Source organism: Diaphorobacter ruginosibacter, assembly GCF_040396215.1.
GTDB classification, from domain to species: domain Bacteria; phylum Pseudomonadota; class Gammaproteobacteria; order Burkholderiales; family Burkholderiaceae_C; genus Diaphorobacter_A; species Diaphorobacter_A ruginosibacter_A.
Genome location: NZ_JBEBOW010000005.1, coordinates 19,467 through 39,411, shown reverse-complemented (window position 1 = coordinate 39,411; position 19,945 = coordinate 19,467). Strand labels below are relative to the sequence as shown.

The following is a 19,945-nucleotide window of genomic DNA, read 5'->3' as shown; positions in this document are numbered from 1 at the left end:
CGCGTTGCCGCGGAGCCGAGGAAATCAGGCAGCCTTGTGCGCCGTCACCAGGAAGCCGTTCACCGGCTCGCCCATTTCGCGGCGCAGCACGAGGTCCTCGATCTGCACGTCCTCGAACCCGGCCTGCTTGCACAGGGCCAGCACGTGGCTGCGCTTGTGCGCGTAGCGTCCGTTGGGCTGCAGAACCAGGTCGGGGCCGTCTTCCGGCGCGATCTCGCACGAGAAGTACAGGTCGCCCGCGGGCATCAGGATGCGATGCGCAGCCGGGATGGTCGCCTTCAGGTCGCCGGTGTAGATGAATACATCCAGAGCGGTGATGATTTCATACACCTCGGCGGGAGTTTCCCGCAGCGCATCCAGCAGGTTCACTGTGTGGAAGCGGTCGTACACGCCGTGGCGGGCGGCCTGCTCGACCATCTTGGTGGAAATGTCCACGCCGATCAGAAAGCCGTCGATGCGGCCCAGGCATACGCCCAGCAGGCCGGTGCCGCAACCCAGGTCGAGCAGATTCATCGACTTGGATGGGAAGCGGCGCAGGATCTTTTCCGCCACGATCTTGGGCAATTTGTAGCCCAGTCCACGCACCATGTGCTGGTCATAGTCGGCGGCCATGCGGTCGAACATCATGCGGATGAGCTCCGGCGGCTGATACTCGGGCGTCAGGCCGTGTGCGACGGCGTTGTAGTAAGCGTAGATCGAATTGCCCGGCGAGGCCTCGAGCAGCTTGGCCGTGTCGCTGGTGGCGGCCGACGGCTTTCCGCCTTCGATCAGCGTGGTGGCGCGGCCGAGCAGGGCCATCTCGTCCTGGGGGTTGTCCTCGATCAGGCTGGTCCATACGTCATAGGCCTCGGCGCGCTGGCCGGTGACCTGCAGGTCGTTCGCCAGCAGGCGGCGCATCTGCACATCCTTGGGCAGATAGGTGAGTCCGCGGCGCAGTTCGCTGATGGAGAGTTCCAGATTGCCGCTGGCGTGCGCGAAATCGACGATATGGCCGAGCACCAGGGCGTTGTTGGGCTCGCGCCTGGCCAGCTTCTGTGCGTGCATGATCGCCTTGTCGTACATGCCGCGGCGTGCATACAGCAGCGCCAGCTGCAGTTCGCCGGGCGTCCAGCCGGGGTCGAGCGCCACGCAGCGGCGCAGCGCGTCGAAGGCTGCGGGGATGTTGCCCGATTTCTCGGCCATCAAGCCGGCGAGCATGAACACGCGCGCATCGTTGGGCCACATCTGCTGCGCCTTGTTCAGGGACTGGGCTGCCTCGCGCAGCTCGTTCTTTTCAATCTGCTGGGTCGCGGTCTCCAGCAGCTTGCGGATGGGATCGTAGGATGTGGCAGTGGCGCTCATAACAACTTCATGCGGCCAGATCGATCTGGCAAAAGGTCGCCGCCTGGGCGACGGGGCCGGTAATCCGGCAACAAACCTTCAATTATCGTGGATTCATAGATGGAATCCATCCCCTTGGCTTTAGTCATGTGAAGGAGGTGGTTACGGGCTGTTCGCATCCCGCCCGCATGGAAACGCGCAACCCCCCCGGGGCTTGCGCCTGCGGAGCGTCGGACGAGCTACCTTGATTTCGCGGCTGGCGAGGACTCAGCCGAATACGCCGGCGATTTCCTCCATGCGCGCGCTGACCTCGCCAAGGTGATACAGCGTGTCACCGAAGGACATTTCCAGTTGCGTCAACGCCTTGAAGTAGTGGCTCACGATGTATTCATCGGTCACTCCGATGCCCCCGTGCAGCTGCACCGCCTGCTGGCCGATGAACCGCATGGAATGGCCGATCTGCACCTTCGCCTGGGATAGCGCACGGCGGCGGCCTTGCGGCGCATCGCCGAGCTTGAGGCTGGCGAAATAGCTCATGGAGCGGGCGAGTTCGAGCTGCATCTTCATGTCGGTCACGCGGTGGCGCAGCGCCTGGAAGCTGGCGATCGCCACGCCGAACTGCTTGCGCTGGTTCATGTAGTCGGCGGTCACGGCCAGTGTCTTTTCCATGGCGCCGACCGCGTAGGCGCTGGTGGCGGCGATGCCGGTGTCCATGGCCAGCTCCAGCGCTGCCGTGCCATCGATGGTGAGCAGCGTGGCGGGACTGCCTTCGAGCCGTACCTCGGCGGCGCGGCTGCCGTCCTGGGTCAGGTAGCCGTTCGCCGTGGCTGCCGCGGCCCCGCGCTCCACCAGAAACAGCGCGATCGCGCCGTCGAGCCGCGCGGGAACCAGCCATGCGTCGGCTTGGTCGCCCGCGGCCACGATGCTCTTGTGGCCGCTGACCACATGGCCGCCGTCCCGCCTTTGGGCCTGCGCCGCGCAGGCGTCGAGGCGATAGCGCGACGTGCTCTCCTGCTGTGCCAGCACCACCAGCGCCTCGCCGCGCGCCATGCGCGGCAGCCATTGCCGCTTGATGGCCTCTGGCGCGAATCGAGCGAGCACGTTGCTGGCAATGAGCGTCTGCGCGAGCGGCTCCAGCACGATGCCGCGCCCCAGTTCTTCCATGACGACCATGGCGTCGATCGGGCCGAAGCCCATGCCGTCATGCTCTTCGGGGATGGCGAGCGCGGCGAGGCCCAGCTGCGCGAGTTCGTCATAGGCCGTCCGGTCGAAGCCGCCGGCATCGACGATGGCCGCGCGGCGCTCGAATGTATAGGCCTTGTCCACCCAGCGGCGGACCGCTTCGCGCAGGGATTGCTGGTCTTCTGTGAAATCGAAATCCATGTCTTGTCTCCCTTCAGCCCAGAATTGTCTGGGCGACGATGTTGCGCTGTACTTCGTTGGAGCCGCCGTAAATCGTGGTCTTGCGCATGTTGAAGTAATTGGCGGCCAGCGGCGCATTCAGCACATTGCCGCCGGGGAAGTCCCCCTGCCAGCCCGCGTCCATGGCCTCCTGGATGAAGGGCAGGCTGAACGGGCCTGCGGCCAGCATCATCAGCTCGGTGTAGCGCTGCTGGATTTCGCTGCCGCGGATCTTCAGCAGGCCGGCCACGTCGAGCGACTTCTTGCCCGCGCTTTGCGCCGACAGCACGCGCAGCACCATCATCTCCAGCGCGATGATGTCCACTTCGAGCAGCGCGATCTGGTCTCGAAAACGCAGGTCGTCCCATACGCCGTTCTGTCTTGCAAGGCGCTTGAGCCGTTCCAGTTCGCGCTTGGCGCGGTTCACATCGGCGATGTTGGTGCGCTCATGGGCGAGCAGGTATTTGGCGTAGGTCCAGCCCTTGTTTTCCTCGCCGATCAACTGGTCGGCGGGCACTTCGACGTTGTCGAAGAACACCTCGTTGACCTCGCATTCGCCGTCCAGCAGCCTGATGGGGCGCACGGTCACGCCGGGAGACTTCATGTCGAGCAGCAGGAAGCTGATGCCCGCCTGCTGCTTGCCTTCGGTGCTGGTGCGCACGAGGTTGAACATCCAGTCGCCATACTGGCCCAGCGTGGTCCAGGTCTTCTGGCCGTTGACGATGTATTTGTCGCCCACGCGCTCGGCGCGGGTCTTGAGGCTGGCGAGGTCGGACCCCGATCCGGGCTCGCTGTAGCCCTGGCTCCACCAGACTTCGCCACTGGCGATGCCGGGCAGGAAACGCTTTTGCTGCTCGGGCGAGCCGAACGCCATGATCACGGGCGCGACCATCACCGGGCCGAACGGCACGATGCGCGGCGCGCCCGCCATGGCGCACTCTTCCTCGAACAGGTGCTGCTCGATGGCGTTCCAGCCCGGGCCGCCGAACTGCTGCGGCCAGCCATGGCCGAGCCAGCCCTTGCTGCCCAGAATCTTCGCCCAGCCCTGCATGTCCTCGCGCGTCAGGCGCTGGGCCTTGTGTACCTTGTCCGCGATCTCCTTGGGCAGATGGGCGCGCACCCATTGCCGCACCTCGGCGCGAAACGCCAGTTCTTCAGGCGTGAAAGCCAGATCCATAGTGATGCTCCCGAATGATCCGCCGGGCGGCGGCAGCGCCGCGCCCGCGTAGCCAGTTGACTCTTCGTTGTAGCACGGTTGTGCTTTTTTCGGCTGTCCTCGTGGAGACAATCTTCCGGGCGTTTTCCTGGAGGGTTATGCGCAGGGGGGCTCCACGCCCAGCTGTTCGCAGACGTGGGCGAGCGTGTCGCGCAATTGCGCCACCTGGGCTTCGAGCGCCGCAACGCGTTCGGTCAATGCGGTGTCGGGCGCGGGCGCCGCGCCCGCCGCCGAAGCTGCCGACAGCGCCTGGGCATCCACGGGGCCGCACAGCAGGTGTGCCCAGCGCGGCTCGCGCGCGCCGGGAGCGCGCGGCAGCAAAATGACCAGGGGGCCGCCTTTTTCCTGGCTGCGCGATTGCAGCTCGTCCAGGAACGCCTCGACCGACGAAATGTCGGCAAACCGGTGCCAGCGCTCGGAATTGATGCGCAGCTCGCCCGCCGTTTGCGGGCCGCGCAGCATCAGCAGGCCGAGCAGCACGGCGGATTGATCGGGAACGCCGACGCCGCGCGGAAAATTGTGTTCCCAGCGCGAAGTGCGCGCGCCGCCGATCTCGGTGACCAGCGATCGGCGGCGCAGGTTGTCCAGCGCCTCCTGGATCTGGCCTTCGCCGAGCTGCATGACCGGATCCCGGCTGGTTTTCTGGTTGCAGCCCGAGGCCAGCGAGTTGAGCGTGAGCGGATAGCTGTCCGGCACGGTGCGGGATTTTTCCAGCAAGGTGGCGAGCACGCGGGCTTCCTCGGCGCTCAATGGGGTGGTGTGGGGATCGAAGGGCATCTCTGGTCGTTTCTCCTGTGGGTTGGTTGGGCCGGCGAAGCCCGGCGGCTTTCGGCAGCCATGGCATCGGTGCGACAATCGCCGCCGATGAAAAATATCGTGATCCTGATTTCCGGCGGTGGCTCCAACATGGCCGCCATTGTGCGTGCTTCCCAGCAACAGGACTGGGCCGGCCGGTATGGCGCGCGCGTCGCCGCGGTCGTCAGCAACAAGGCCGCGGCGGGCGGCCTGGCGTTCGCCCGGGACAACGGCATTGCGGCCGAGGTTCTGGATCACCGGTCGTTTCCATCGCGCGAGGCGTTCGATGAGGAACTGGCGAGGATCATCGACCGGCATGACCCCGCGCTCGTCGTGCTGGCCGGGTTCATGCGCATTCTCACGCCGGGGTTCGTGCAGCATTTCGAAGGCCGCATGGTGAACATCCATCCTTCGCTGCTGCCCGCGTTCCCCGGACTGCATACGCACCAGCGCGCGATCGACGAGGGCTGCAAGTTCGCGGGCTGCACGGTGCACCGCGTGACCGCCGAACTGGACGTGGGGCCGATCCTGGAGCAGGCCGTCGTTCCGGTGCTGCCCGGCGATACCGCCGATGCCCTGGCCGCGCGCGTGCTCACGCAGGAGCATGTGATTTATCCGAGGGCCATCGCTGGCCTGATGCGCGGCTGAGCCCGCGCGGACTTCACGGCGCGGGGCCGTGCCGCGTCAGCCCTGGTCGTTGGTCACGCGCGCGAAGCGCGGCAGGGTCTTTCCATCGATCTGCACGTTTTCGCCAAACATCGCCGAGGGGCACACCCACAGGCCGCGTTCGCCGTAGAGCGCGCGGTACAGGGTGAGCGATTCCAGCGTTTCGCTGTGGCGCACCGTGTCGATCACTTCATAGAGGTTGCCCTTGTAATGGCGGTAGACGCCGGGCTCGATCACGAGCAATGGAGGCAGCTTTTCGTCAGGCATGGTCAATTCCCGGGAAGTTTTCGAATGGGTCGGGTGGGTGGTCAGCACGGCGATTGTGCCCTGCCGGCCATCGGGTGAGACCCTGGCGCTCCTCGCAGACTGCTGCCAAGGGATATGCGCAAGATGGGACAATCGAGGCATGCATCCCAAAGCCCTTCTGGACGCCTGCGCCGAACTGATCAGGCAGGTTCTTACTTTCGAGCACCCGGCCGACGCCGTGGTCTCCCGTTATTTCCGCGAGCACCGGACACTCGGTCCGCGCGAGCGCGCCACGCTGGCCGAAACCACCTATGCCGTGCTGCGCAAGAAGCTGTTGTTCGAGCAGCTCGCGCGCTCGGGCAGCGGCGCGCGCGAACGCCGTCTGGCCATTCTCGGCTTCCATGGTCCGCGCGATTTCCTGAAGAGCGCACTTTCCGAGCAGGAAAAGGCCTGGCTCGATGCCTGCGACGGCATCAGGCCCGACGAGCTGATGGATCACCATCGCCACAACCTGCCCGACTGGCTGGTCGAGCCGCTGCGCTCGCAGCTCGGCGAGCAGGGCTTCCGGGCCCTGGCCGACAGTCTTGCGCAACCGGCGCCGCTGGACTTGCGCGTGAACACGCTCAAGGACAAGCGCGACGCGGTTCAGAAGGAACTGCAGAAAGCGGACATCAGGGCGGAGCCGACGCCTTATTCGCCCGTCGGCCTGCGCATCGACGGCAAGCCCGCGCTCGGCAAGCTCGATGCCTTTGCGCGCGGCGCGATCGAGGTGCAGGACGAGGGCTCGCAGTTGCTGGCCCTCTTGCTGGATGCCAAGCGCGGCGAGATGGTGGTCGATTTCTGCGCCGGCGCCGGCGGCAAGACGCTGGCCATCGGCGCGGGCATGCGCAGCACGGGCCGCCTCTATGCCTTCGACGTATCCGCGCACCGGCTGGAGGCGCTCAAGCCGCGTCTGGCGCGATCGGGGCTGTCCAACGTGCATCCGGCGGCGATTGCGCACGAGCGCGATGATCGCGTCAAGCGCCTGGCGGGCAAGATCGACCGCGTGCTGGTCGATGCGCCATGCTCCGGGCTGGGAACGCTGCGCCGCAACCCGGACCTGAAGTGGCGCCAGTCGCCCAAGGCGCTGGCCGAATTGGAGCAAAAGCAATCCGCGATCCTGGCCAGCGCATCGCGCATGGTCAAGTCGGGCGGCCGCCTGGTTTACGCGACCTGCAGCGTTCTGCCGCAGGAGAACGAGGCGATCGCCGAAGCGTTTTCCGCGCAGCACCCCGACTTCGTCATGCAGGACGCGGGCGAACTGCTCGCGCAACTCAAGGTGGCCGATGCGGCCAGGCTTTGCAAGGGCGGCGACACCGGCAGCCGCTATCTGCGCCTGTGGCCACACGAGCATCAGACCGACGGATTCTTCGCAGCGGTCTGGACACGCAAGTAGCCGCTGGCGCGCGCATGCCGGTTCGCTGCGGGGCAGGGCAAACTCCGGAGCGCGGTGCGGGTATAGGCGCCCATGCGCGGCGGCGGCTCCTGATATTGTTTCCCTGCGCTGCACGCATATCGCGGCGGCGCGGATTTTTCGTGTTGGCGGGGTGAATGTATGCTGTTACCTGACTGGGCCGTACTGGACGCTGCCGTGGACTGGCTGGCGCACGGCGTATGGGATCTTGCCTGGTGGCAGATCGTCCTGTACACGCTGCTCACCACCCACGTGACGATTGCCGCGGTGACGATTTTCCTGCACCGCTCGCAGGCCCATCGCGCGCTGGAGCTCGCGGCCATCCCATCGCACTTCTTCCGTTTCTGGCTGTGGATCGGCACCGGCATGCAGACCAGGGAATGGGTCGCCATCCATCGCAAGCACCATGCGCGCTGCGAAACCCCGGACGACCCGCACAGCCCGCAGACGCGCGGCCTGAATGCGGTGATGTGGCGCGGCGCGGAACTGTATCGCGCGGAAGCCGGGAATGCGGAAACCATCAGGAAATTCGGCCACGGCACGCCCGACGACTGGGTGGAGCGCAACGTCTATTCACGGTTCGGCTGGCAGGGCGTCGGCCTGATGCTGATCCTGGACGTGGCCCTGTTCGGCGCCATCGGCCTGACCGTGTGGGCCGTGCAGATGCTGTGGATTCCCTTCTGGGCGGCAGGCGTGGTCAACGGCATGGGCCATTACTGGGGCTACCGCAATTTCGAGGCGGCGGACGCATCGACCAATCTCGTTCCCTGGGGAATCGTGATCGGCGGCGAGGAGCTGCACAACAACCATCACACCTATCCGACATCGGCCAAATTCTCGGTGAAGAAATATGAGTTCGACATCGGCTGGGTGTACATCAGCGCGATGCGGGTGATCGGCTGGGCGAAGGTCAAGAAGGTGCCGCCGAAATGGCGGTTGGGCGAGGTCAAGCCCGTGGCCGATGAACAGACGCTGGAGTCCGTCATCGCCAATCGCTACGAAGTCATGGCCCGCTACGCGCGCGGCGTGCGCAAGGCCTGCCGCGAAGAGCTGGACGCCATCAAGGCGCGCAAGGGCGATGCCTCCGTGCTGCGCGCGGCCAACCGCTGGCTGCACCGCGATGCCGAAAAGGTGCCCGCCCGCTGGCAGCAGAAGCTCGAGCAGGCGCGGGCGGAATATCCCATGCTCGACAAGATGATCACCATGCGCGAGGAACTGCGCCAGTTGTGGCTGAACACGTCGCAGTCCCGCGAGCAGCTCACGGCCGATCTGCAGGCCTGGTGCCAGCGGGCCGAGGCCAGCGGCATCAAGATGCTGCAGGACTTCTCGAAGCGGCTGCGCGCGGCGCACGGCTGAGCGCTGCGCCGAAGCCCCGCCGATGCGGGATCGCGGGGCTTTTCCGTGCTTTCGTTTTCGTCAGACTCAGGCCGCGGCGCGGGAGAGTTGCAGATCCACCGCGGCGTGGGCCGCGAGCGTGGATGCGCAGGCGTTCGCCGCCTCCACGCCCTTCTTCACGAAATGCTGGCGGAAGAACGTCTGATGGTCTTCATGATCGTGGAAGTTCACCGGCGTAAGCGCGACGGAGAACACCGGCACGCCCGAGTCGAGCTGCGCGCGCATCAGTCCGTCGATCACGGCTGTGGTCACGAACTCATGGCGGTAGATGCCGCCGTTGACGATCAGTGCGCAGGCTATCACCGCGTCGAATTGGCCCGAGTCGGCCAGCTTTTTGGCCAGCAGCGGGATTTCGAATGCGCCGGGCAGCTCGAAGGTCTGTATGCCGGCTTCATCCATGCCCAGCTCGACGAGGCGCTGGATGGCCGAGTCGCGCGCCTGATGCACGATGTCGTCGTGCCAGCAGGCGCTGATGATGGCGACGCGGGTGCCGTGGGGAATGGCCGGCGTATCGGCGGCGGGGGAGAGATGTTGGACATCAGTCTGATTCATTTGCTTCTTTACTTTCAGTCAAAGCGTTGAATGAATCAGGGCGCGCGCGAAACAAGGCACCAGCGCGGGCGCTCGTTATCCGAGCGCGTCGAAGCGGGCACCTGGCTTCACGTTTCTCTTTCATCCGGACTGTGACCGTCGGCTCTGGCATCTCACCAGATCTGCTGACCCGCCGCCTTCATTGCGAAGGCAGCGGCGCTCGCGGGCTGCTGGCGCCGCCTTGTCGTAAAGCCAAGGCGCGCCAGATACCGCCGGTGGGGAATTTCACCCCGCCCTGAGAACGTGGGCGCTCCATGTCTGGAGCGCCGCCGCCTATTCTAGGAGCATGCCGATGCCAGCGTTGGCAAGTGGGTGACAGCTCGCGTGGGAGTGGACGATGAAAAAGAGAGAACGTCCCCGCGCTTGCCCGCTGTGCGTAGCCTTTTGCACGGCAAGGCACATTTTGTCCGGCGACAAAAAACCGCCAGGGCTTTCGCTGCTGGCGGTTTTCATGGGACAAGCCGGGAAGCGGATTACTTCAGCTTGGTTTCCTTGTACTCGACGTGCTTGCGAGCCTTGGGGTCGAACTTGATGATCGACATCTTTTCAGGCATCGTCTTCTTGTTCTTGGTCGTTGTGTAGAAGTGACCGGTACCAGCAGTGGAAGCCAGCTTGATCTTTTCGCGTCCGCCTTTAGCAGCCATGGTGTTTCTCCTTCAGGAAATTAAGCTTGGCCACGAGCGCGCATGTCTGCGAGCACGGAGTCGATACCGTTCTTGTCGATCAGGCGCAGAGCAGCGCTGGAAACGCGCAGGCGCACCCAACGGTTTTCGCTCTCAACCCAGAAACGGCGGTATTGCAGGTTGGGCAGGAAACGACGCTTGGTCTTGTTGTTGGCGTGGGAAACGTTGTTTCCCACCATGGGCTTCTTGCCCGTTACATCACATACGCGTGCCATGAGGACAACACCTATAAGTTTTAACGGTCGCCTGCACCTGGTTTGCTCCGGGGAGCAGGATGTGCTGACAACCTCACCTCGCCAGTTTCGATGGGTGGCGGTAGCCCTATTGCCGTCCTTGGGCCGCATGAAAGCGATCCAATATTCAGCAAAGCCGAGGATTATAGCCTGGATTCGGAATGTGGGTGATTCCGGATCCAGGGCTCATGAATCCCTCGCGGATTTCACTCCTCCTGTTCGAGGAAGCGCTGCGCGTCCAGCGCCGCCATGCAGCCGGTTCCGGCGCTGGTGATCGCCTGGCGATACACATGATCCTGCACGTCGCCCGCGGCGAAAATGCCCGGAACGCTGGTCTGCGTGGCAAAGCCCTTGAGCCCGCCCTTGGTGATCAGATAGCCGGTTTCGTCCATTTCCAGCTGGCCCCTGAAGATGTCGGTGTTGGGTGCATGGCCGATGGCGATGAAGCAGCCCTGCAGTGCGATGTCCTCGGTCTGGCCGGTCTGCGTGCTCTTGATGCGGATGCCGGTGACGCCGCTTTTGTCGCCGAGCACTTCATCCAGGGTGAAGTGGGTCTTGAGCTCGATCTTGCCTGCCTTGACCTTGTCCATGAGCTTGTCGACCAGAATCGGCTCCGCCTTGAATTTGTCGCGGCGGTGGACCAGGGTCACCTTGCTGGCGATGTTGGACAAATACAACGCTTCTTCCACGGCCGTATTGCCGCCGCCGATCACGCACACGGGCTGCTCACGATAGAAGAAGCCATCGCAGGTGGCGCAGCCGGACACGCCCTTGCCCATGAAGGCCTCTTCCGAGGGCAGGCCCAGGTATTTGGCGGAGGCGCCGGTGGCGAGGATCAGCGAGTCGCAGGTGTATTCGCCCGAATCGCCGGTCAGCGTGAATGGGCGCTTGCTGAAATCGACCTTGTTGATGTGATCGAAGACGATCTGTGTGCGAAAGCGTTCCGCATGTTCGAGGAAACGCTGCATCAGCTCGGGGCCCTGAACGCCCATCACGTCGGCGGGCCAATTGTCCACTTCGGTCGTCGTCATGAGCTGGCCGCCCTGGGCGAGGCCGGTGATGAGCAACGGATTCAGGTTGGCCCGGGCGGCATAGATAGCCGCTGTGTAGCCGGCGGGGCCGGAGCCGAGAATCAGGACTTTGGCGTGAAGTGTGTTCGACATGGTGGTTGCCATTGAGGTTGCACGATCCGCGCCGCTCGGCGGGCCGATCGGCGGGGAGGGGTGAAAGCAATCGGTGGGAGAAGAGCAGGGCGGGCCTTGTGCGGCCCCGCCCGCTCCTGCTCGCGGCAGATCGCATGGAGGACGGCGGGTTGCCCCTGAGTGGTCGCACAGGGGCTGCGGGCGTCTTCCCGGGTTCCATTGTAGGGAGGGAGCGGGGGCTGCGTCTTCCAAGGTTTTTGATGTCGTTGATAGCCTGAATTTAAATCGTGCTTGTAGCATTTTTTGACAAATGAGCATCGCCCTCGTCTTTGGCACATCCAGACACATTCAAATGTCGTTGCAGAAGAAGGAAATAGCGACAATATCGGCTGCGAAAGAGAACCGATCTGCTCCATTGGCGGCAAGCGCGGCTGGCGTGGTCGGCTTGAGACAAGGGTTCCTGTGCGCCGAAAACGCTTGTTTGCGGTATTCATCGCCCGGCCGGTGGGCGATGGCTGCGGCCATGCGGTAAGCTAGCTGCCTAGTTTCGTTATGACTTATTCCCTCAACACCTTGAATGCTTCATCCGTCGGCAAATCGGCGCCGCGGTCATGGGCCGCGCGGTTCAGCCACGAAATCGGCCTGCTCGTGGGTTTGCTGGCGCTGGTGTTCTGGCTGCTGGCGCTGATCAGCTACAACCCGCAGGATGCCGCCTGGTCCACTTCCGGCACGGGCGATGGCCGCATCGTCACCAATTGGGTCGGCCGTTTTGGCGCCTGGCTTGCCGATTGCAGCTATTACGCGCTGGGCTTCTCGGTCTGGTGGTGTATCGCCGCCGGGGCCAAGGCCTGGATTTCGTCGCTTGCGCTGTGGATGCGTGCAGGCGTGCATCCGCAGGGGCCGGTGGGGCCCTGGGCGCGCCGTTCCATGTTCTGGATGGGGCTGCTGATCCTGATCCTGAGCAGCACGGCGCTGGAGTGGGCGCGCCTGTACCGTTATGACGCATTCCTGCCCGGACAGGCGGGCGGCATGCTGGGCTACACCACGGGCCAGATGGCGATGAGCTGGTTTGGCGATGCGGGCTCAGGCCTGATCGGCGTGATCCTGGTGGTGCTCGGCGCCGCCATGGTTTTCGGATTCTCCTGGGGACAGCTGGCCGAGCGGATCGGCGGCTCCATCGACGGCCTGGTCCAGGGCAGCCGCGCGAAGCGCGAGAAGGCGCGCGACGAGGCGGTCGGCAAGCAGGCCGCGCGAGAGCGCGACGTCGTCCTCTCCGAGGAGCGGCACGAGATTGCCGAGCATCACCCGCAGGCCGTGCAGATCATCGAGCCGGTGCTGACCGAGCCCCAGCAGAGCACCCGTGTGGTCAAGGAGCGCCAGAAGCCTTTGTTCTCCGAGCTGCCCGACAGCAACCTGCCCCAGGTCGATCTGCTGGATGCGGCGCCGGCGCGCCAGGAAACGGTTTCGCCGGAAACCCTGGAGATGACCAGCCGCCTGATCGAGAAGAAGCTCAAGGACTTCGGCGTGGATGTCTCCGTGGTGGCCGCGGCGCCCGGTCCCGTCATCACGCGTTATGAAATCGAGCCGGCCACGGGGGTGAAGGGCTCGCAGGTGGTCAATCTGGCGAAGGATCTGGCGCGCTCGCTGTCGCTGGTGTCGATCCGGGTGATCGAGACGATTCCCGGCAAGAACTACATGGCGCTTGAACTGCCGAACGCCAAGCGCCAGTCGATCCGGCTGTCTGAAATCCTGGGCTCGCAGGTCTACCACGACGCCAAGAGCATGCTCACCATGGGTCTGGGCAAGGACATCGTCGGCAACCCCGTGGTGGCCGATCTGGCCAAGATGCCGCACGTGCTGGTGGCCGGCACGACCGGCTCGGGCAAGTCGGTGGGTATCAATGCGATGATCCTGTCGCTGCTGTACAAGGCGGAAGCGCGCGATGTGCGCCTGATGATGATCGACCCCAAGATGCTGGAAATGTCGGTCTATGAAGGTATTCCGCACCTGCTGTGCCCCGTGGTGACCGACATGCGCCAGGCCGCGCACGGCCTGAACTGGTGCGTGGCCGAGATGGAGCGCCGCTACAAGCTCATGAGCAAGATGGGCGTGCGCAATCTGGCGGGCTACAACACCAAGATCGACGATGCCAAGGAGCGCGAGGAGTTCATCCCCAATCCGTTCAGCCTGACGCCCGAGGAGCCCGAGCCGCTGCAGCGCCTGCCGCACATCGTGGTGGTGATCGACGAACTGGCCGACCTGATGATGGTGGTGGGCAAGAAGATCGAAGAGCTGATTGCGCGCCTGGCGCAAAAGGCCCGCGCCGCCGGCATCCACCTGATCCTGGCGACGCAGCGCCCCAGCGTGGACGTGATCACCGGCCTGATCAAGGCCAATATCCCGACCCGCATCGCATTCCAGGTCAGCAGCAAGATCGACAGCCGGACCATTCTGGACCAGATGGGGGCGGAGGCGCTGCTCGGCATGGGCGACATGCTCTACATGGCCAGCGGCACGGGACTGCCGATCCGCGTGCACGGCGCGTTCGTGTCCGATGATGAAGTGCACCGCGTGGTGAGCTATCTCAAGGAGCAGGGCGAGCCGGACTACATCGAAGGCGTTCTCGAGGGCGGCAGCGCCGACGGCGAGGACAGCGGCTTTGGCGGCGAGGGCGGCGAAGGCGGGGGGGAGAAGGATCCCATGTACGACCAGGCCGTCGAGATCGTGCTCAAGGACCGCAAGGCGAGCATCTCCTATGTCCAGCGCAAGCTGCGCATCGGCTACAACCGCTCGGCGCGCCTGCTCGAGGACATGGAAAAGGCCGGGCTGGTCAGCGCGCTGACCGCCAGCGGGCAGCGGGAAGTGCTGGTTCCCGCGCGCGGCGGCGAGTGAACCTGTGGGGCGCGGGGCGCTCCAATCGGGTATCGCCATGAACCACGCATGAGGAATCCCAATCAATGAAAAAACGTCTGATCGCATCGATTCTGCTGGCGGCTGTGGCGCAGGCCGCCAGTGCCGATGGCCTGCAAAGCCTGGAGGGCTTCATGAAATCTGCCAGGACCGGCCGTGCGGATTTCACCCAGACCGTCACTTCGCCCGCCAGGGAAGGGCAGGAGCCCAAGGTCAAGCGCTCCAGCGGGAATTTCGAGTTCGAACGCCCGGGACGTTTCCGTTTCGACTACCGCAAGCCGTTTGAACAGACCATCGTGGCCGACGGCAAGAGCCTGTGGCTCTACGACGTCGATCTCAACCAGGTCACCCAGCGTTCGCAGTCGCAGGTCCTGGGCAGCACGCCGGCCGCGTTGCTGGCATCCGCCGCGGATCTCGCGGCGCTCAAAACCGACTTCACGCTGGAGTCGGCGCCCGATGAAGGCGGCCTTCAGTGGGTCGCAGCCACGCCCAAGGTCAGGGATGGGCAGATCAAGAGCGTGCGCGTGGGGTTTGCCGGAGACAAGCTGGCGACGCTGGACATACTGGACAACTTTGGCCAGCGCTCGGTGTTGCAGTTCACGAACATGCAGATCAATCCGCAGATTTCACAGGGCACATTTCAGTTCAAGCCGCCGGCGGGAGCCGACGTGGTCAGGCAGTAAGCCCGCGCCTGGCGCCTGGGACTGCAATGGAGCTCCCGGAGAATGAGCAGCAGCCCGTGTGTTTTGCTTTCATTTTTTCTCATGTGGTTTCAAGCATTTGGATTTGCTTGCAATTACGCGCGAGGATGCCCTTGGGTTGTGATGCCGATCACTATTGATCGAAATGGGCACTCGTATTATTTTTCTGTTTTGCGGAGCCCTGCGCTTGCAGCGCTTCGTCAAGACTGGGGAAATGTTTAGCGAGTGAAGGTAGAGCAGCGTCAACGGTCAAGCAGGACGCTTTTTCAACTGCCAGCACGGTTTATTCGTGCTGGCAGTTTTTTTATTGTCAGATCACCTGCAGCAGGAAAGCGTGGGGGGCCCTTTTTTGTTGGAAAAATCCCGGCGCTCCGTTTCCGGCACGGGGCCATGCCCGTTCCGCTGTCCGGCGGCCAAGTGTTCGCGCGGTACGATGGGGCTTTCGCTGCCTGCCCATCCCCTTTTGAAGTCGAGCCCGCCGCCGTGAGTTCCTGTCCCGCTCCTCATCCCTCTTTTGCCGCATATCCGCCCGCAATGCTTCCGGGCGGGTCGATAGGGCCCTTGCGGGCGCGAGGGCGCGTCCGACGGGAGCTTCCCCGGTGCCGTGGCGGCAAGGAGGCAAGCCATGTCTGACCTGTTCGCGCGGGAGCCGTCGGCGCCGCTGGCCGAGGCCCTGCGTCCCAAGACGCTGGACGAGGTCATCGGGCAGTCGCATCTGCTCGGTGAAGGCAAGCCTCTGAGACTGGCCTTCCAGTCGGGCAAGCCTCACTCCATGATCTTCTGGGGGCCGCCGGGCGTCGGCAAGACGACTCTGGCGCGCCTCACGGCATCGGCCTTCAAGTGTGAGTTCATCGCCTTGTCCGCGGTTTTCTCCGGCGTCAAGGACATTCGCGCTGCCATGGAGCAGGCGCAGCAGAACCTCGCCATGGGCAAGCACACCATCCTGTTTGTGGATGAGATTCACAGGTTCAACAAGTCCCAGCAAGATGCCCTTCTTCCCTACGCGGAAAGCGGGCTGGTCACCTTCATCGGAGCCACCACGGAGAACCCCTCCTTCGAGGTGAACTCGGCCCTGTTGTCGCGGGCCCAGGTCTATGTGCTGAAGTCGCTGACGGATGAAGAACTCAGGCAGCTTCTTGTCCGCGCTCAGGAAAAGGCTCTTGGCGGGCTTGAGTTCGACGATGTGGCCAGGGACACCATCATCGGCTACGCGGATGGCGACGCCAGAAGATTCCTGAACCTGCTGGAGCAATGCCAGACGGCCGCCGGTGCCGCTGGCGTGAAGAGGATCGACGCCGATTTCGTGCAGAACGCGCTGACCTTGAATTCCAGGCGTTTCGACAAGGGAGGGGATAATTTCTACGATCAGATTTCGGCCCTGCACAAATCGGTCCGTGGATCGCACCCCGACGCCGCGCTCTACTGGCTCACGCGCATGCTGGATGGCGGCGCAGACGCGCGCTATCTGGCGCGCCGCATCATCCGCATGGCCTGGGAGGATATCGGCCTGGCGGACCCGAGGGCCATGCAGATCGCCAACGATGCCGCGCTGACCTATGAGCGGCTGGGAAGCCCGGAAGGGGAGCTCGCCCTGGGGCAGGCGGTGATCTATCTCGCCATGGCAGCCAAGAGCAATGCGGGCTATAACGCCTACAACGCCGCCCGCGCCTTCGTGAAGCAGGACAAGAGCCGCGAAGTTCCCGTCCATCTGAGAAACGCCCCGACCAGGCTGATGAAGGAGCTGGGCTATGGGCACGAATACCGCTATGCCCATGATGAGCCCAACGCCTACGCGGCCGGCGAAACCTATCTTCCCGAGGGGATGCCGGAGCCTGGCTGGTATCGGCCGGTGCCCAGGGGCCTGGAGATCAAGATCGCGGAGAAACTGGACTTGCTGAGGAAGTGGGATGAAGAGGCTGGCAAGACCTGATCATCCGGCTGGCGTCACTTTTTCACCAGGCCCTTGAATTTCTTCATGAACTCCAGAAAGTGCGGCCAGAAATCGGCGAACAGGGGATTGCCGCGATTTTCCATGACGACTTCGCCGAAGAGTTTCTGGCCCACGACGAAGGGGGCCATGGTCTGCTCGTCCATCAGACGGCTTTTGCGGGCCAGCTCGACGATGCCCAGAATCTCGTCGTGGCTGCCCGCCTCGAACACCAGCGGCTCGCGCTGCTGCGGATGGCCGTCGGGGTCGGCAATGTATTCGACGGTGATGCGATAACGGTGCTGCTTCATGGCGTGTTCCCTTGGTGTGTGAGGTCGGGTGAGGATTGCGATCAGCGGGTCCGCGCCGACGCGGCCAGCTTGAGCATCCGGGGCTGGACGATGAAGGTCATCGTGAAACCGATCAGAAGCCCCAGGGGCAATGCCTTCACGAAAGTACCGGCCCAGACAGTGGGCCAACCGGCTGCCACGCCGTGCTGCGCGAGCGTCACGGCAAGCGCGATCAGGCCTTCCATCAGGGCCGCGACGCATACGGCCACTGCGCTGCGCTGAATGAGCGCGTGGCAGTTGCCCATCACGGCCCGCACTGCCTTCGCAATGAAGGGGATCAGGCGCAATGCGAGCGGAATGATGACGAAGGCCACCACGAAACCTTTTGCCCAGTTTTGAATGAACGCGCCCTTGAAGCCGTAATTGATGACGGTCATGACCCAACTGAGAAGCAGCGCGATGCAGAACTGGTTACCCAGTTGGCATATCAGCAGTTTTCTCAGAGCCTTGTTTTCCATTGCGTGTCCTTTGCAAAACCCGCAATTATAGAAAATTAGTTGATAAAGTCAACTTTAAGAAGAAGTAAAAAATTCACACTGCCTTGAAGTCCCCTTTGACTGGTCATCGGTCTGGTGGCGTTCCATTTTGGTGCGCCGGGTTGCGCAATCCGCGTGTTCCCTATGTATGGCGCGAGGAGCTTGTCCTAATAATCAAATCCATTGACAACGTGCCGTGGGCGCGGGGACATGATCCTCGAGGAAGCGGCGGGCCGGTTGCATTCTGTAGAGAGGGATTCACCGCGTAAACCCGCACGGGCCACCGAGCTGGCGGGTTTTTTGCTAGGCGCTTCGGGGTGTTTGCGCGCGGCGGGCCAATATCCGGCGGATGCGACAAGAGCTCATCAAACGCGAAGGATTTTCGTTATGGACATTTTGCTGCAACAGATCATCAACGGTCTGGTTCTTGGCAGCATGTACGCCCTCATAGCCCTTGGCTACACGATGGTGTACGGCATCATTCAGCTCATCAATTTCGCCCACGGTGAAGTGCTCATGATCGGGGCGCTGACCAGTTGGAGCTGCATCGGCATGATGCAGGAGGCCATGCCGGGAGCTCCTGGCTGGGCGGTTCTGCTGATCGCCACCATCATCGCCTGCATCGTGGCGGCGGTGCTCAACTTCACGATCGAAAAGGTGGCCTACAGGCCGTTGCGCAACAGCCCGAGGCTGGCCCCGCTGATCACGGCGATCGGCATGTCGATCCTGCTGCAGACGATCGCCATGATCATCTGGAAGCCGAACTACAAGCCATATCCGACGCTGTTGTCGTCAGACCCCTATCACCTCGGCAATGCGGTGATCACGCCCACCCAGATCATGATCCTGGTGACGACCGTGGTGGCGCTCGCGGCCATGGTCTATCTGGTGAACTACACCCGGCTGGGCCGCGCGATGCGCGCCACGGCCGAGAATCCGAAAGTCGCCGCGCTCATGGGCGTCAAGCCGGACATGGTGATTTCCGCGACCTTCATCATCGGGGCGATCCTGGCGGCGATCGCCGGCATCATGTATGCCTCCAACTATGGCACGGCGCAGCATGCGATGGGCTTTCTGCCGGGCCTGAAGGCGTTCACAGCCGCGGTGTTCGGCGGCATCGGCAACCTCGCTGGCGCGGTGGTCGGCGGCGTGCTGCTGGGGCTGATCGAGGCCATCGGCGCGGGTTACATCGGCACGCTGACGGGCGGGCTTCTGGGGAGCAACTACGTCGACATCTTCGCGTTCATCGTGCTGATCATCGTGCTCACGCTCAGGCCGTCGGGCCTGCTGGGCGAGCGCGTGGCGGATCGGGCCTGAGGGGAGCACGGACATGAACATGCAAAACAAGACGGCCAAATGGATGGCGGGCGCCGTGGCGCTGCTGGTGCTGCCGCTGGTGCTTCAATATTTCGGCAATGCGTGGGTCCGCATTGCGGACCTGGCGCTGCTGTACGTGATGCTGGCGCTGGGCCTGAACATCGTGGTGGGCTATGCAGGTTTGCTGGACCTTGGCTACGTGGCCTTCTACGCGGTGGGCGCATACATGTTCGCGCTGCTGGCGTCGCCGCAATTGAGCGAGAACTTTGCCTGGTTCGCCGCGCATTTTCCCGACGGGCTGCACCTGTCGCTGTGGATGGTGATTCCTCTGGCCCTGCTGCTTGCCGCGGGTACCGGGGTGTTGCTGGGGATACCGGTGCTGAAGCTGCGCGGCGACTATCTGGCCATCGTGACGCTCGGCTTCGGCGAGATCATCCGCATCTTCATGAACAACCTGGATCATCCGATCAACATCACCAACGGCCCCAAGGGGATCGGCGAGATCGACTCGGTGAAGATCTTCGGCTTGAACCTCGGCAGGCGGCAGGAAATATTCGGCTTCGACATCAGCTCGGTCACGCTGTACTACTACCTGTTCCTGGCGCTCGTGCTCATCACCGTGCTGGTGTGCTACAGGCTTCAGGATTCGCGTATCGGCCGGGGCTGGATGGCCATCCGCGAAGATGAGATCGCCGCCAAGGCGATGGGCATCAACACCCGCAACATGAAGCTGCTGGCTTTCGGCATGGGCGCGTCGTTCGGCGGTGTCTCGGGCGCCATGTTCGCGGCGTTCCAGGGCTTCGTATCGCCCGAATCCTTCAGCCTGATGGAGTCGGTGATGATCGTCGCGATGGTGGTGCTTGGCGGCCTGGGCCACATCCCCGGCGTGATCCTGGGCGCCGTGCTGCTCTCTTCATTGCCCGAGGTGCTGCGCTACGTGGCCGGGCCCTTGCAGGATCTGACGGGCGGCCGCCTGGATGCCTCCATCCTGCGCCAACTGCTGATCGCGCTTGCGATGATCATCATCATGCTGCTGCGTCCGCGTGGCCTGTGGCCTTCGCCGGAGCATGGCAAGAGCCTTGCGCAGAAGGCCTGAGCCGCACCGTCGTCCAGTCACGGATCA

General features: G+C 63.7%; 20 protein-coding genes and 1 riboswitch. Of the genes, 8 read left to right on the top strand and 12 right to left on the bottom strand.

The annotated features are described in order from the left end of the window. Positions 1-24 precede the first annotated feature (24 nt). From ABWP92_RS01775 to ABWP92_RS01760, 4 genes are all read right to left on the bottom strand, one after another. Complete coding sequence (locus ABWP92_RS01775) at positions 25-1,341, bottom strand: tetratricopeptide repeat protein (protein WP_353233619.1); 1,317 nt, start codon at positions 1,339-1,341, stop codon at positions 25-27. A gap of 246 nt (positions 1,342-1,587) precedes the next feature. After that, entirely contained in the window at positions 1,588-2,703 is a 1,116-nt protein-coding gene (locus ABWP92_RS01770) for an acyl-CoA dehydrogenase family protein (protein ID WP_353233618.1), read from the bottom strand. Between the two features lie 13 nt (positions 2,704-2,716). Then, on the bottom strand, positions 2,717-3,898 hold the full coding sequence (locus ABWP92_RS01765) for an acyl-CoA dehydrogenase family protein (RefSeq protein WP_353233617.1): 1,182 nt from the start codon (positions 3,896-3,898) through the stop codon (positions 2,717-2,719). 135 nt (positions 3,899-4,033) lie between these two features. After that, positions 4,034-4,714, bottom strand: coding sequence for a YceH family protein (locus tag ABWP92_RS01760; RefSeq protein ID WP_353233616.1), 681 nt, complete (start codon positions 4,712-4,714; stop codon positions 4,034-4,036). 87 nt (positions 4,715-4,801) lie between these two features. Between ABWP92_RS01760 and purN the strand changes: the two genes are divergently transcribed. After that, positions 4,802-5,380: a phosphoribosylglycinamide formyltransferase gene (gene purN, locus ABWP92_RS01755; protein ID WP_353233615.1), complete on the top strand. Its 579-nt coding sequence runs from the start codon at positions 4,802-4,804 to the stop codon at positions 5,378-5,380. A gap of 36 nt (positions 5,381-5,416) precedes the next feature. Here the strand turns inward: purN and ABWP92_RS01750 are convergent, their stop codons facing one another. After that, positions 5,417-5,665: a DUF1653 domain-containing protein gene (locus ABWP92_RS01750; RefSeq protein WP_353233614.1), complete on the bottom strand. Its 249-nt coding sequence runs from the start codon at positions 5,663-5,665 to the stop codon at positions 5,417-5,419. 139 nt (positions 5,666-5,804) lie between these two features. Between ABWP92_RS01750 and ABWP92_RS01745 the strand changes: the two genes are divergently transcribed. Both ABWP92_RS01745 and ABWP92_RS01740 read left to right on the top strand, forming a co-directional pair. Next, positions 5,805-7,079, top strand: coding sequence for an RsmB/NOP family class I SAM-dependent RNA methyltransferase (locus ABWP92_RS01745; protein ID WP_353233613.1), 1,275 nt, complete (start codon positions 5,805-5,807; stop codon positions 7,077-7,079). 159 nt (positions 7,080-7,238) lie between these two features. Continuing rightward, on the top strand, positions 7,239-8,453 hold the full coding sequence (locus ABWP92_RS01740; protein WP_353233612.1) for a DesA family fatty acid desaturase: 1,215 nt from the start codon (positions 7,239-7,241) through the stop codon (positions 8,451-8,453). A gap of 66 nt (positions 8,454-8,519) precedes the next feature. On the opposite strand, the gene ABWP92_RS01735 is transcribed toward ABWP92_RS01740, so the two are convergent. The 5 genes from ABWP92_RS01735 to ABWP92_RS01715 all read right to left on the bottom strand — a co-directional run bounded on the left by ABWP92_RS01735 (position 8,520) and on the right by ABWP92_RS01715 (position 11,666). Further along, positions 8,520-9,044: a 6,7-dimethyl-8-ribityllumazine synthase gene (locus ABWP92_RS01735; RefSeq protein WP_353233611.1), complete on the bottom strand. Its 525-nt coding sequence runs from the start codon at positions 9,042-9,044 to the stop codon at positions 8,520-8,522. A gap of 107 nt (positions 9,045-9,151) precedes the next feature. Next, a riboswitch (FMN riboswitch) is annotated at positions 9,152-9,330 on the bottom strand. A 226-nt stretch (positions 9,331-9,556) separates the two neighbouring features. After that, positions 9,557-9,727, bottom strand: coding sequence for a 50S ribosomal protein L33 (rpmG, locus tag ABWP92_RS01730; RefSeq protein ID WP_003058233.1), 171 nt, complete (start codon positions 9,725-9,727; stop codon positions 9,557-9,559). A 20-nt stretch (positions 9,728-9,747) separates the two neighbouring features. Next, the gene (gene rpmB, locus ABWP92_RS01725) at positions 9,748-9,981 is read right to left on the bottom strand and encodes a 50S ribosomal protein L28 (protein ID WP_353233610.1); all 234 of its coding nucleotides are present in this window, start codon (positions 9,979-9,981) and stop codon (positions 9,748-9,750) included. A 224-nt stretch (positions 9,982-10,205) separates the two neighbouring features. Next, on the bottom strand, positions 10,206-11,162 hold the full coding sequence (trxB, locus tag ABWP92_RS01720) for a thioredoxin-disulfide reductase (protein ID WP_353233609.1): 957 nt from the start codon (positions 11,160-11,162) through the stop codon (positions 10,206-10,208). 327 nt (positions 11,163-11,489) lie between these two features. Next, a complete protein-coding gene (locus ABWP92_RS01715) occupies positions 11,490-11,666 on the bottom strand; it encodes a hypothetical protein (protein ID WP_353233608.1) in 177 nt (58 codons plus the stop codon). Positions 11,667-11,693: 27 nt separating this feature from the next. On the opposite strand from ABWP92_RS01715, the gene ABWP92_RS01710 reads away from it, so the two are divergent. The 3 genes from ABWP92_RS01710 (at position 11,694) to ABWP92_RS01700 (ending at position 16,682) form a co-directional block, all read left to right on the top strand. Next, a complete protein-coding gene (locus ABWP92_RS01710) occupies positions 11,694-14,033 on the top strand; it encodes a DNA translocase FtsK (protein ID WP_353233607.1) in 2,340 nt (779 codons plus the stop codon). 65 nt (positions 14,034-14,098) lie between these two features. After that, on the top strand, positions 14,099-14,734 hold the full coding sequence (gene lolA / locus ABWP92_RS01705) for an outer membrane lipoprotein periplasmic chaperone LolA (RefSeq protein WP_353233606.1): 636 nt from the start codon (positions 14,099-14,101) through the stop codon (positions 14,732-14,734). A 643-nt stretch (positions 14,735-15,377) separates the two neighbouring features. Beyond that, entirely contained in the window at positions 15,378-16,682 is a 1,305-nt protein-coding gene (locus ABWP92_RS01700) for a replication-associated recombination protein A (RefSeq protein WP_353233605.1), read from the top strand. A gap of 14 nt (positions 16,683-16,696) precedes the next feature. On the opposite strand, the gene ABWP92_RS01695 is transcribed toward ABWP92_RS01700, so the two are convergent. Both ABWP92_RS01695 and ABWP92_RS01690 read right to left on the bottom strand, forming a co-directional pair. Next, a complete protein-coding gene (locus ABWP92_RS01695) occupies positions 16,697-16,990 on the bottom strand; it encodes a DUF3861 domain-containing protein (RefSeq protein WP_353233604.1) in 294 nt (97 codons plus the stop codon). A 41-nt stretch (positions 16,991-17,031) separates the two neighbouring features. Then, the gene (locus tag ABWP92_RS01690; protein ID WP_353233603.1) at positions 17,032-17,487 is read right to left on the bottom strand and encodes a DUF2798 domain-containing protein; all 456 of its coding nucleotides are present in this window, start codon (positions 17,485-17,487) and stop codon (positions 17,032-17,034) included. Between the two features lie 405 nt (positions 17,488-17,892). On the opposite strand from ABWP92_RS01690, the gene ABWP92_RS01685 reads away from it, so the two are divergent. Then, positions 17,893-18,822, top strand: coding sequence for a branched-chain amino acid ABC transporter permease (locus ABWP92_RS01685; RefSeq protein ID WP_353233602.1), 930 nt, complete (start codon positions 17,893-17,895; stop codon positions 18,820-18,822). A 19-nt stretch (positions 18,823-18,841) separates the two neighbouring features. Then, positions 18,842-19,918, top strand: coding sequence for an ABC transporter permease subunit (locus tag ABWP92_RS01680; RefSeq protein ID WP_353233639.1), 1,077 nt, complete (start codon positions 18,842-18,844; stop codon positions 19,916-19,918). The last annotated feature ends 27 nt before the right edge of the window (positions 19,919-19,945 follow it).

What these genes read in the sequence shown, in the direction of transcription:
- ABWP92_RS01775 (WP_353233619.1), bottom strand. Translation starts at nt 1,341, where the DNA reads ATGAGCGCCACTGCCACATCCTACGATCCCATCCGCAAGCTGCTGGAG.
- ABWP92_RS01770 (WP_353233618.1), bottom strand. Translation starts at nt 2,703, where the DNA reads ATGGATTTCGATTTCACAGAAGACCAGCAATCCCTGCGCGAAGCGGTC.
- ABWP92_RS01765 (WP_353233617.1), bottom strand. Translation starts at nt 3,898, where the DNA reads ATGGATCTGGCTTTCACGCCTGAAGAACTGGCGTTTCGCGCCGAGGTG.
- ABWP92_RS01760 (WP_353233616.1), bottom strand. Translation starts at nt 4,714, where the DNA reads ATGCCCTTCGATCCCCACACCACCCCATTGAGCGCCGAGGAAGCCCGC.
- purN (WP_353233615.1), top strand. Translation starts at nt 4,802, where the DNA reads ATGAAAAATATCGTGATCCTGATTTCCGGCGGTGGCTCCAACATGGCC.
- ABWP92_RS01750 (WP_353233614.1), bottom strand. Translation starts at nt 5,665, where the DNA reads ATGCCTGACGAAAAGCTGCCTCCATTGCTCGTGATCGAGCCCGGCGTC.
- ABWP92_RS01745 (WP_353233613.1), top strand. Translation starts at nt 5,805, where the DNA reads ATGCATCCCAAAGCCCTTCTGGACGCCTGCGCCGAACTGATCAGGCAG.
- ABWP92_RS01740 (WP_353233612.1), top strand. Translation starts at nt 7,239, where the DNA reads ATGCTGTTACCTGACTGGGCCGTACTGGACGCTGCCGTGGACTGGCTG.
- ABWP92_RS01735 (WP_353233611.1), bottom strand. Translation starts at nt 9,044, where the DNA reads ATGAATCAGACTGATGTCCAACATCTCTCCCCCGCCGCCGATACGCCG.
- rpmG (WP_003058233.1), bottom strand. Translation starts at nt 9,727, where the DNA reads ATGGCTGCTAAAGGCGGACGCGAAAAGATCAAGCTGGCTTCCACTGCT.
- rpmB (WP_353233610.1), bottom strand. Translation starts at nt 9,981, where the DNA reads ATGGCACGCGTATGTGATGTAACGGGCAAGAAGCCCATGGTGGGAAAC.
- trxB (WP_353233609.1), bottom strand. Translation starts at nt 11,162, where the DNA reads ATGTCGAACACACTTCACGCCAAAGTCCTGATTCTCGGCTCCGGCCCC.
- ABWP92_RS01715 (WP_353233608.1), bottom strand. Translation starts at nt 11,666, where the DNA reads ATGGCCGCAGCCATCGCCCACCGGCCGGGCGATGAATACCGCAAACAA.
- ABWP92_RS01710 (WP_353233607.1), top strand. Translation starts at nt 11,694, where the DNA reads ATGACTTATTCCCTCAACACCTTGAATGCTTCATCCGTCGGCAAATCG.
- lolA (WP_353233606.1), top strand. Translation starts at nt 14,099, where the DNA reads ATGAAAAAACGTCTGATCGCATCGATTCTGCTGGCGGCTGTGGCGCAG.
- ABWP92_RS01700 (WP_353233605.1), top strand. Translation starts at nt 15,378, where the DNA reads ATGTCTGACCTGTTCGCGCGGGAGCCGTCGGCGCCGCTGGCCGAGGCC.
- ABWP92_RS01695 (WP_353233604.1), bottom strand. Translation starts at nt 16,990, where the DNA reads ATGAAGCAGCACCGTTATCGCATCACCGTCGAATACATTGCCGACCCC.
- ABWP92_RS01690 (WP_353233603.1), bottom strand. Translation starts at nt 17,487, where the DNA reads ATGGAAAACAAGGCTCTGAGAAAACTGCTGATATGCCAACTGGGTAAC.
- ABWP92_RS01685 (WP_353233602.1), top strand. Translation starts at nt 17,893, where the DNA reads ATGGACATTTTGCTGCAACAGATCATCAACGGTCTGGTTCTTGGCAGC.
- ABWP92_RS01680 (WP_353233639.1), top strand. Translation starts at nt 18,842, where the DNA reads ATGCAAAACAAGACGGCCAAATGGATGGCGGGCGCCGTGGCGCTGCTG.